Origin of the sequence: Roseibium sp., from assembly GCF_048261595.1 — a bacterium.
In the GTDB taxonomy this organism is placed as follows: domain Bacteria; phylum Pseudomonadota; class Alphaproteobacteria; order Rhizobiales; family Stappiaceae; genus Roseibium.
On the sequence record NZ_JBLXFW010000006.1, the window covers coordinates 239,053 to 250,207 of the forward strand.

10 protein-coding genes are annotated in these 11,155 nt (G+C 59.4%); 4 read left to right on the top strand and 6 right to left on the bottom strand.

Going from position 1 to position 11,155, the window contains the following annotated elements; translation table 11 throughout:
* Positions 1-24: 24 nt before the first annotated feature.
* The 5 genes from ACN0SY_RS18310 to ACN0SY_RS18330 form a co-directional block, all read right to left on the bottom strand.
* Entirely contained in the window at positions 25-804 is a 780-nt protein-coding gene (locus tag ACN0SY_RS18310; protein WP_417689705.1) for an ABC transporter ATP-binding protein, read from the bottom strand.
* Positions 801-1,556: an ABC transporter ATP-binding protein gene (locus tag ACN0SY_RS18315; protein WP_417689707.1), complete on the bottom strand. Its 756-nt coding sequence runs from the start codon at positions 1,554-1,556 to the stop codon at positions 801-803. Before ACN0SY_RS18315 ends, ACN0SY_RS18310 begins: the two co-directional genes overlap by 4 nt.
* Before the next feature lie 12 nt (positions 1,557-1,568).
* Positions 1,569-2,711: a branched-chain amino acid ABC transporter permease gene (locus tag ACN0SY_RS18320; protein WP_417689709.1), complete on the bottom strand. Its 1,143-nt coding sequence runs from the start codon at positions 2,709-2,711 to the stop codon at positions 1,569-1,571.
* A 5-nt stretch (positions 2,712-2,716) separates the two neighbouring features.
* Positions 2,717-3,745 (bottom strand): branched-chain amino acid ABC transporter permease, encoded by a 1,029-nt coding sequence (locus ACN0SY_RS18325; protein ID WP_417689711.1) that lies wholly within the window; start codon positions 3,743-3,745, stop codon positions 2,717-2,719.
* A gap of 91 nt (positions 3,746-3,836) precedes the next feature.
* Complete coding sequence (locus ACN0SY_RS18330; protein ID WP_417689713.1) at positions 3,837-5,189, bottom strand: substrate-binding protein; 1,353 nt, start codon at positions 5,187-5,189, stop codon at positions 3,837-3,839.
* Positions 5,190-5,675: 486 nt separating this feature from the next.
* Between ACN0SY_RS18330 and ACN0SY_RS18335 the strand changes: the two genes are divergently transcribed.
* From ACN0SY_RS18335 to ACN0SY_RS18350, 4 genes are all read left to right on the top strand, one after another.
* The gene (locus ACN0SY_RS18335) at positions 5,676-6,290 is read left to right on the top strand and encodes a pyridoxamine 5'-phosphate oxidase family protein (protein WP_417689715.1); all 615 of its coding nucleotides are present in this window, start codon (positions 5,676-5,678) and stop codon (positions 6,288-6,290) included.
* A 151-nt stretch (positions 6,291-6,441) separates the two neighbouring features.
* Positions 6,442-8,484: a M3 family metallopeptidase gene (locus tag ACN0SY_RS18340; RefSeq protein ID WP_417689717.1), complete on the top strand. Its 2,043-nt coding sequence runs from the start codon at positions 6,442-6,444 to the stop codon at positions 8,482-8,484.
* A gap of 80 nt (positions 8,485-8,564) precedes the next feature.
* Entirely contained in the window at positions 8,565-8,966 is a 402-nt protein-coding gene (locus tag ACN0SY_RS18345) for a DUF423 domain-containing protein (protein ID WP_417689719.1), read from the top strand.
* Positions 8,967-9,225: 259 nt separating this feature from the next.
* Positions 9,226-10,149, top strand: coding sequence for a ketopantoate reductase family protein (locus ACN0SY_RS18350; protein ID WP_417689721.1), 924 nt, complete (start codon positions 9,226-9,228; stop codon positions 10,147-10,149).
* Between the two features lie 14 nt (positions 10,150-10,163).
* Here the strand turns inward: ACN0SY_RS18350 and fghA are convergent, their stop codons facing one another.
* Entirely contained in the window at positions 10,164-10,997 is an 834-nt protein-coding gene (gene fghA, locus ACN0SY_RS18355; RefSeq protein ID WP_417689723.1) for an S-formylglutathione hydrolase, read from the bottom strand.
* Positions 10,998-11,155 lie beyond the last annotated feature (158 nt).

Genomic DNA, 11,155 nt, shown 5'->3' on the forward strand with positions numbered 1-11,155 from the left:
AGTCTCACTTGATCGCCCTGGAGATCAGATCGCAAGGTACTCCTGGCGAAGCTCTGCGTTGTCGAGAACATCCTGAGCCGTGCCGTTGAACACGACTTCACCCATGTCCAGGATGACCGCGCGGTCGGCGAGATGCAAAGCCGCGATCGCGTTCTGCTCCACGATGATTGTGGTAATGCCGAGTTCCTTGACGCCTTCCAGAATTCGCTCGATTTCCTGAACAATCACAGGAGCGAGGCCTTCATAGGGCTCATCGAGCAGAAGCAGCTTGATGTCCCGTGCCAGAACCCGGGCAACCGCCAGCATCTGCTGCTCACCGCCTGACATCGTCACGGCTTCCTGGTTCCGGCGCTCTGCCAGACGCGGGAAGTGATCGTAGATGCGCTCGATCGACCAGCCCTTCGGCTCGGCGATCTGAGAGAGCTCAAGATTTTCCTGAACAGTCAGGCCGGGAATGATACGCCGGTCTTCCGGTACCAGTCCAACGCCGAGGCGCGACGCCTGGAAGCTCTTCATCTCGTGCAGGGGCTGGTGATCCAGCCAGATCTCGCCATGCGTCAGGCGAGGATTGTCCATGCGAGCAATCGTCCGCAGCGTGGACGTCTTGCCGGCACCGTTTCGGCCGAGAAGGGCAAGGATCTCACCTTCGCGAACGTCGAAGTTGACGCCCTGGACGATGTAGCTCTCGCCGTAATAGGCATGCAGGTCCCAAGCCGAGAAGAATGCCGGAGCACCGCCTTGCGCCTTGACCGGTTGGACGCCCGGAGCCGTCTTGCCTTCCAGTTGATCGTCGATGAGGCTCATAGGTGCGCTCCTCCCAGATAGGCTTCCTGAACGCGCGGATCGCCCTTGATGTCTTCCGGTTTGCCTTCAGCGATAATCGTGCCCTGGGCAAGAACCGTCACCTTCTTGGCCAGCGAGAACACCACGTGCATGTCGTGCTCGATGATGACCTTGGTGATACCCCGGTCGCCAATCCGCTGAAGCAGATCGATGGTGTTGTTTGTATCGGCACGCGACATACCGGCGGTCGGTTCGTCCAGCAGCAGCAGTTTCGGGTCCTGGGACAGGCACATCGCCAGTTCCAGACGACGCTTGTCACCGCGTGACAGGCTGCCGGAATGCATCTCGCTCTTTGAGGCAAGGCCGACATCTTCAAGCATGTGCATCGCCTTGTCGCGGATCTCCGCGTCCTGATCGAGGCGGCGGAACGCGTGAAGTGCAAACTGCCCGTCCCGCTTCGCCATGCTCGGGATCATGACGTTTTCCAGCAACGTGAGATCGGCAAAGATCTCTGGTGTCTGGAACACGCGCGACACACCGACCTGGTTGATCTCGTAGGGCTTCATGCCCGTCAGCGAGATGTCGCCGAACATCACCGTGCCCGTATCGGGAGCAAGGCGCCCGATCATGCAGTTGAGGAAGGTCGACTTCCCTGCCCCGTTCGGGCCGATAATGGCGTGAACAGTGCCTTCTTCGACGGCAAAGTTCACATTGTTGAGTGCTCGCAAGCCGCCAAAGGACTTGTTCACACCTGAAACCTTGAGAATTTCCATGTGACTTTTCCCTTACTCGGCAGCTGCTTCTACGCGGCTCTTGTCAGCGCCGGCAGACTTTTTCGAGCCCTTGAACAGACGACCGATGCGCGACATGCCTTCCATGATGCCTCCCGGAAGGAAGATCACGATGATCATGAACAGCACACCGAGGGTCAGGTGCCAGCCTTCGCCGACGAACAGGCCGGAGATGGCGACGACCGGAGTTTCAAGGAAGTCGGGCAGGAAACCGAAGATCGCGTGCAGCGTCTGGTCATTGAACGCCGAGAAGATGTTCTCGAAGTACTTGATGAGACCTGCACCAAGGATCGGTCCGAGCAGCGTGCCCGCACCGCCGAGAATGGTCATCAGGACCACTTCGCCCGATGCCGTCCACTGCATGCGTTCCGCACCGGCGAGCGGGTCGGTGATGCACAGCAGGGCACCTGCAAGACCGGCGTACATTCCGGAGATGACGAAGGCAGCCAGCGTGTACGGACGTGGGTTAAGACCTGTGTAGGTCATGCGGTTCTGGTTCGACTTGACCGCACGGAGCATGGTGCCGAAAGGCGACCGGAAGATCCGCATGGCGATGAAGAAACCGATGATCATCAGCGTCGCGCAGAAGTAGAAACCCGCGAAACCGGTCATCTCGATGCCGAACAGGGTGGAGATAAGCGGTCCATCGGACTGGGAGGCCCCGTCAAACAGACGCGGGTCGGATTCCAGGACTCGAAGGCCGGTTTCACCATTAGTGATCGGCGTCAGAACCGAATAGGCCAGGTTGTATGACATCTGGGCAAAGGCCAGCGTCAGGATGGAGAAGTAGATGCCCGACCGGCGCAAGGAGATGTAACCGATCGCCAGGGCAAAGATTCCCGAGGCCACCACGGCCATCAACGCGGCGGGAATGGGGTTCATTCCCAAGAGCTTGAAGGTCCAGACAGCGGTGTAGGAACCGACCCCCAGAAACGCTGCGTGGCCGAATGAGAGATACCCGGTCAGACCGAACAGCAGGTTGAAGCCCGTTGCGAAGAGGCCATAGATGGCGAACTTCTGCAGAAGGTCCGGATAGCCTGCACCGATGGGAGCCAGCCAGACCGGCATGGTCAGAATGGCTACCGCAAAGATGAGGAACAGGACAATGTCGCGGGTCGGAGACGTATTGGAAGTCATTTTTCTTAGTTCTCCATGACGCCCTTGCGGCCCAGAAGCCCGCGCGGACGCACAAGCAGGATGACCACGGCAACGAGGTAGATGATGATCTGGTCAATGCCAGGCAGAATGGCCTTGACCTCGTTCATGGATGCAAAGGATTGGAGGATACCCAGCAGGAAGCCTGCACAGACAGCGCCCGGCAACGATCCCATGCCCCCGACCACGACCACGACGAAGGACAGCACAAGGAAGTCCATGCCCATGTGGTAATCAGGCGGCAGGATGGGCGTGTACATCACCCCGGCCAGGCCGGCGACAACCGCAGCGATCGCAAAGACGATCGTGAAACGGCGCTCGATGTTGATACCCAGAAGACCGACGGTTTCGCGATCGGCCATACCGGCGCGCACAACCATGCCGAAGGTCGTGAACTGGAGAAAGGCGAACACTGCAGCGATGATGGCACCGGCGAACAGAAGATAGACCATACGCCACCAGGGATAGACGATCGTACCGGCTTCGAAGCCGAGCATTGCGCCGATATCGGCAGCACCACGCACGACTTCTGGAGCGATCTGCGGGATCGGGTTGGCGCCGTAGATCGACTTGACGATTTCCTGCAGAACGATGGCAAGGCCGAAGGTCACGAGGATCTGGTCAGCGTGCGGACGATTATAGAAGTGCTTGATCAGTCCGCGTTCCATCACGAAACCGATGACAAGCATCACGGGGATCGCGACCAGGATCGAGACGGGAACTGAATAGTTCAGAATCCACGCGCCGAAGTCGCCAAGATAAGCCTCGACGTAAGGTGTCTTGATCTCAAGCGGCGTGCCCCACGCAGTCGTACGCTCCGGATCGATAGAAACCTTCTCAAGGCTCAGCAACTTGTTGAACGTCACGGCGCAGAAGGCGCCGAGCATGAAGAGGGCGCCATGGGCGAAGTTGACGACACCCAGGGTGCCGAAGATGAGGGTTAGACCCAGAGCGATAAGTGCGTAAGCACCGCCCTTGTCCAGCCCGTTCAGGAGTTGAAGTAGAATGACATCCATCGGTTTTGCCGGAGTTTTTCGGCTATAAGCCGCGACCCTGTAGGAAGGCGGCCGCCGAAAACGGCGGCCGCCCTTGACGTTTCAAGCGGTGTTATGCGCCGTTGTTGCAGGTACCGAGGTCACCGGCGACGTCTGCCATGTCCGGTGCGTACTCGACCTGTGCACGCGGGGTGACTTCAACCACCTCGAGAAGGTCGAACTGCGAGCTCGGGTTTTCCTTACCCTTCACGACGAGAACGTCCTTGAAGCACTGGTGGTCAGCACCACGGTAGAGGGTCGGACCGTTGCCCATGCCGTCGAACTCGAAGTCCTCCAGGGCGGACACAACTGCGCACGGCTCGAAGGTACCGGCACGCTGACATGCGTCGGCGTACAGGATTGCCTGGACGTAGCAGGTGTGAGCAGCCTGGCTCGGCGGGAAGCCGTATTCCTGACCGAAGGACTTGACGAATGCCTGAGAACCTTCGTCGGTCAGCGACCAGTTCCAGTTCGTGGAACCGAAGATGCCCTTGATGTTTTCGCCAGCACCCTGCGCCATCAGACGCGAGAACAGCGGAACAACGATCTGGAAGTCCTTGCCGTTGACCTGCTTGTCGCGCAGACCGAACTGAACTGCCTGGGTCAGGGAGTTCACCATGTCCTTGCCGTAGTGGTTCAGAACCAGAACGTCTGCACCCGAGTTCAGAACCGGGGTCAGGTACTGGGAGAAGTCACCAGCGCCGAGCGGCGTACGAACAGCTGCGGTGGTTTCCCAACCCATGTTCTCGGTGTACTTCTTGATCGAACCTTCCTGAGACCAGCCCCAGGTGTAGTCGGCGGTCAGGTGGTAGGCCTTACGGTCGTTGCCGAACGCGTTCTGCAGAACCGGTGCCAGCGCAGCGCCGGTCATTTCGGTGTTGAAGAAGTGGCGGAAACCGTTTGCACGGCGGTCCTTGCCGGTGGTGTCGTTGGAGTGGGTCAGACCGGCCATGAAGATGACGCCGGCTTCCTGGCAGAGAGACTGCACAGCAATAGCCACACCAGAGGACGAACCACCGGTGATCATGATGGCGCCGTCTTTTTCGATCATGCGCTTTGCCGATGCGCGAGCCGCGTCGGACTTGGTCTGGGTGTCGCCCGTGACGAACTCGACCTTTTTGCCGTTCACGCCGTTGCCGCCGAGAGCCTTCGAGGAGAAGGTGTTCAGCATGCCGCCGTCGCCTTCACCGTTCAGGTGCTTCACGGCCAGCTGATAGGCGCGCAGTTCATCGGCACCTTCATCGGCGTATGCGCCGGTCTGCGGAACGTTGAAACCGAACGTTACCGTCGATCCCTTCGGCTCGTTGAGATACGGAGCCGCCCAGGCGCTGCTCGTGAAGATCGTCGGAGTCGCAAGTGCTACACCACCAGCCGTACCTGCACGAAGGATCGAGCGGCGACTAAGGGGTTTGTGAATAAGGGTCATACTTTCCTCCCAGAAAGGCCCATAAGCCTACACAGAAAGTCTGCAAGAATTTGCAGAGCGCAAGCAGCCCCGATGAAACTATTCCCGGTCGACCGTTCGACCCCTCGCCAAAGGGACTGCGAGCTGGGCCGACTGTAGAAAAGCTCAAGGCAATCAAGCAATACGACTATCGACGTGGTTCCTTTGCCTGCACCGGGACAAGGAAAGCCTTAAAAAACGACACGTTCTGCAAATAGAATGAGCAAATGATGCAATGCATCATTATAAAATATAATGATTTCCGTGAAGTCAGCCCCATAAATACCGCAATGCAGCATCGCGAGATTTAATACACCGGCTAAGAACCCGGTTAATCATCTTATTCCAAAGTTAAAATCGCTCTGGCCAAAAAGACACGCCATAATTGCACCCAGACCGAGCCGGCTGTCAGTGGATTTAACGTCGCCAACCGGAATCAATCCGCGCTTTCCAGGAGCAATGGAGCCCATGACTCACGCCATCACCTCGATAACTGAACTCGAGGCCATCTACGGGACACCTGCATTGACGTCCACCGCAAAGGTCGCCGACCGGCTCACCCCCGAATACCGGCGCCTGATCGAAAATTCGCCCTTCTGCGCGCTTGCGACGTGCGGACCGGAAGGTCTGGACTGCTCACCGCGCGGCGACTCACGCCAATGCCTGTTCATCGAGAACGATAAAACACTTCTCATGCCCGACCGGCGCGGCAACAACAGAATCGACTCGCTTCGAAACATCGTTCGCGATCCGCGTGTTGCGCTCATGATGCTGATCCCTGGCTCCGGCACGGCCGTACGCATCAACGGAACCGCGATCCTGACACTGGATCCCGAACTGCTGAAGCGTTTCGAAGTCGAGGGAAAGGCGCCTCGTAGCATCATCTCGGTGAAAATCGGCGAGATCTATTTTCAATGCGCCCGTGCTGTGATGAGGGCGGGTCTGTGGAAGCAGGACAGCCACGTCGACGCAGCGTCTCTGCCGACCCCAGGCGATATCCTTGCCGCCATGTCGGCAGGCGAAGTGGGAGGCAAGGACTATGACGCCGAGTGGCCGGGACGCGCGGCCAAGACCATGTGGTGACCTGGAAGATCGCAGTCGCTTTGCATGGAATGATCGATCTGGCTGTGGGCGGCGACACATTGCCCTGCCCGACCGCCTTGGTCTTTGCTGTCAACAGGCCCATATTCTCCTCGAGACCCTATGTGCCACCCTTCGAGACCGGATCTATCGCATGACCGCGAACCCGCTGCTGACTGACTGGAAAACACCTTTTGAATTGCCCCCCTTCGATGCGATCAAGCCCGAGCACTTCAAGCAGGCCTTCGATGTCACCATGGCTGAGGCAAGGACTGAAATCGATGCTATCGCGGCGGCGCCAGATTCTCCGACATTCGACAACACGATCCGGGCGCTTGAGGCCTCCGGCGAAAGGCTCGGACGGACGGCGCGGACGTTCTACAATCTGACTGGCGCCCATACGAACCCGGACATTCAGGCCATTGAGCGCGAGCTGGCACCGAAATTTGCCAAGCACAGCTCGGAGACTTTTCAGAACGAGGCCCTGTTCAACCGGATCGCTGCGCTCTGGGCGCGTAAGGGCGACCTCGGTCTAGATGAGGAAGAGGCCCGCGTTCTGGAACGCTACCACACAATGTTCCAGCGGGCCGGAGCCGGTCTCAAGCAAGCTGGCAAGGAGCGCATGGCCGAAATCTCCCAGCGTCTTGCAAGCCTTGGCACCCAGTTTGCGCAGAACATGCTCAAGGACGAAGCCGACTTCCAGCTCGTTCTGGAGAACGAAGAGGACTTGGCGGGCCTTCCCGATTTCCTCGTCGCCGCGGCTTCTGAAGCCGCAAAGGAACGGGGCCTTGAAGGCAAGTACGTCATCACGCTGTCGCGCTCCTCGATCGAACCGTTCCTGCAGTTCTCGTCGAACAGAGCCTTGCGCGAGGCAGCATTCCAGGGCTGGACGAGCCGCGGCGAAGGCGGCGCAGATACCGACAACCGGGATATCGTCGCCGAGACCATCGCGCTTCGCGCCGAAAAAGCCAAACTCCTCGGCTTTGAAAGCTTTGCCCACTTCAAGCTCGACGACACAATGGCCAAGACGCCCGAGGCGGTGCGTGACCTTCTGACCAAGGTCTGGACGCCGGCGCTTTCGCAGGCGAAGGCAGAGGAAGAAAAACTCTCTGAAATGGCCCGCGCAGAAGGCGAGAACTTCAAGATCGCGCCCTGGGATTGGCGTTACTACTCGGAGAAGGTCCGCAAGGCGGAATACGATCTCGACGAGGCGGAGCTGAAACCCTACCTGCAGCTTGAGAACATCATCGAGGCCGCTTTCGATACCGCCTCCCGCCTGTTCGGCCTATCCTTCGAAGAACTCAAAGGCATGCCGGTCTATCACCCGGACGTGCGGGTCTTCGAGGTCAAGGATCGGAACGGTCGCCACGTCGGACTATTCCTGGGCGATTATTTCGCGCGCGCCTCAAAGCGCTCGGGCGCATGGATGAGCGCCTTCCGGAGCCAGCACCGCCTGAACGGCGATATTTCCCCCATCATCGTGAATGTCCTGAACTTCGCAAAGGGTGCTCCGGGCGAGGCCACCCTGCTGACCTTCGACGATGCGCGTACCCTCTTCCATGAGTTCGGCCACGCGCTCCATGGGCTCCTGTCAAACGTCACCTACCCGATCATCTCGGGAACCGGTGTCGCACGCGACTTTGTCGAGCTGCCGTCCCAGCTCTACGAGCACTGGCTGTCCCGGCCGGAAGTTCTGTCCCGCTTCGCGGTTCACTACAGGACAGGCGAACCGATGCCACAAGCCCTTCTCGACAAGGTTCTCGCCGCCGAGAACTTCAACCAGGGTTTTGCCACGGTCGAATACACCGCCTGTGCACTGATCGATCTCGAAATGCACCTGATGCCGGAGGGAGCAAAGCTGGACGTTGCGGAATACGAGAAGACCCAGCTGGCCGCTCTCGACATGCCCGCAGCGATCACCATGCGCCACCGTGTCCCCCATTTCGCCCATGCCTTTGCCGGCGACGGCTATTCCGCCGGCTACTACAGCTACATGTGGTCGGAAGTCATGGACGCCGACGCCTTCGGCGCCTTTGAGGAAAAGGGCGACATTTTTGACGCTGAAACAGCGGAGAAACTCTACACGCATATCTATTCGGCGGGCGGTCGGCCCGACCCGGAGGAAACCTACAAGGCGTTCAGGGGACGAGCTCCTAGGATTGACGCGCTCCTCGAAAAACGTGGGCTTGCAGCCTGACGGCTTGCTTTGGATGCGGGAATGATGCGGCGATGTCTAAAGGCGTCGTCGCACGCCTTTCCGCCTGACAGGAACTGAAGATGAGTGATCACGTGACCGGCTCACAGCCTGCACCTACCGCGCCCCTTCTGCGCACGACCCTGGTTCTGGCCGGCATTTCCGGTGCGCTCGGGATCATGATGATGGCGGCGGGGGCGCATGTCGATACCACCGGTTACGTGACACGGGCAGGAGAAATGTTGCTCTTTCACGCCCCTGCCCTTCTCGCTCTCGGCGCGCTCATGCAGGTCCGCCGCATCCCGATCCTTGCCCTTTCTCTGGTGCTGCTTGTCGCGGGGCTTGGTCTCTTCTGCGGCGATTTGATCAGCCGTGCATTTCTTGACCAACGTCTTTTCCCGATGTCTGCACCGATCGGCGGAACCTTGCTGATCCTGGGCTGGGCATCAATCGCGGTCTCTGCGATCCGCGTGCGTCCACACTGAGGGCACGACAAAGCCCATCTCCCGTACGGCCAGTAGGCCGGACGACATGACATTCTCTCCCTGACGGATACCGAAAGTCCATTTCGTGCGCCCATGACTTCAACGCAAGCGCCCGTTTCAGGGAGAGCCAGTCTCGGCCACGGTTGAACGGGAGAAATGCCCCGTGCCACCCTCCGGCACATTCGTCTGACCCTAGCAAGTGCCTCTTGGAATCTCGACACGGCGCTGGCAGGAGAAGATGACCATCTGGAGGGATTTCATGAACATCGTCATTCTCGGCGCAGGTGCGCTTGGCTCGGTGCTTGGCGGCCTGATGGCCAAATCGGAATTGCCCGTCACGCTGCTCGACGTCGATGACGCACATATTCGTGCGATCAACGAAAACGGCCTGATTCTGCATCACGACGATGAAGCAAGCCGCCTCGAGGTCCCTTCGATGCGTCCGGAGAACTACACCGGGCAGGCCGATTTGATCATTCTCTTGACCAAGACGATGCACACCACATCCGCTCTTGCCTCGGTCGAACCGCTTATCCGCTCCGGTGCAAGGATCCTGACGATCCAGAACGGCCTAGGAAATGCCGACCGGGTCGCTCAAAGCGTACCCGAGAATTGCATTCTTGAAGGATCGACGATGATTAACGGGCGCATGCTCGGACCGGGGGAAGTGGCAACGAACGCTGCTTCCAAGACGACCTTCCGCGCAATCAGTGCGAGTTCTGATGGCTTCGCCCGTGATCTGGGAGACTATCTCAGGCCCGTCGGTTTCGTGCACGACCCGGCGGCCAATGTCGTCATTTGGCAGAAGGCAGCCTTCAACTGCGCCATGAATGCCATCGGCGCCCTTGGCAACGCGAGGGTCGGCGACATCGCGCGCCAGCCAGATGCGATCGCGCTTGCAAGGTCGGCATCCGCCGAGGTCGTCGCAGTCGCCAATGCCAAGGGCATTTCGGCCTCGCTTGACGCCGTACACGCCCAGATCGACAAGGCCCTCGCGGAGCACGGGCCTCACAAGCCGTCCATGCTGCAGGATCTGGAAGCGGGACGCGCCACCGAAATCGAGAGCCTGTGCGGAACCGTCGAACGCGAAGCAAAGTCGATTGGAATCGACGCACCGCTGAATGCGGCGCTTGCAGCGCTCATCCGCCTGAGGGAGAGCGCCGCATCGGCCGATTGGAGTTAGGACGCCTCAGCTGGTCAGGCGGTCCGAAGCAAACGCTCTGCATGCCACTTCACATGGTCGCGGCCAAAGGTCGAGACGAAGAAATAGCTGTGGTCATAGCCTTCCTGCATCCGGAATACAGATGGTGTGCGGGTCTCGGCAAGGGCTGCCGACAGCGCCTCCGGCTTCAACAGCTCCAGGAATTGATCGCTGGCGCCCTGATCGACGAGGACGTCGCCCTTCCAGCCCTTGCTGCCCAGTAGCTTGGTGGCATCATGTGCCGGCCAGAGGCTCTGGTCGTCGCCGAGATAGGCGCCGAGCTGCTTGCGCCCCCAATCGGACTCCGACGGGTTCGCAATCGGAGCAAACGCCGAAAGGGATTCGAAAAGGTCCGGATATTTCATCGCCAGCGTCAGTGCGCCGTGACCACCCATGGAATGTCCAGTCACACCATGCGCATCGGAAACTGCGAACTTCTCTGACACAAGTGCCCGCAAGTCCTTGACGATGTAGTCTTCCATGTTGAAGTGCGGCGCCCACGGAGCCTCTGTCGCATTGACGTAGAAGCCGGCGCCCTGACCGAGATCATAGGCTTCGTCATTTGCGACGCCCTCTCCGCGCGGGGAAGTATCCGGAAAGACGACGGCAATACCGAACTCGGCGGCATGCTCCTGCAATCCGGCCTTGGTCATGGCATTCTCATGCGTACAGGTCAGACCCGACAGGTACCAGAGACACGGCACCGGACCATCCTTCGCCTGGGGCGGCATATAGACCGCGAAGGTCATCTCGACGCCGCAAGCTTTCGAAGCGTGGGAATAGACGCCCTGGACGCCGCCATAGCTGCGGTTTTCGGAAATTGTCTTCATCGAAAATACCCGTGGTGGAAACTGTTGCCGGGAGGTGTCCGGAGCGATTTGCGCCCCGGACACCAACATGTTCACGCCATTAGTACAGCACGACGGAACGAATGGATTCGCCGGCGTGCATGAGGTCGAAGCCCTTGTTGATGTCCTCGAGCGGCATG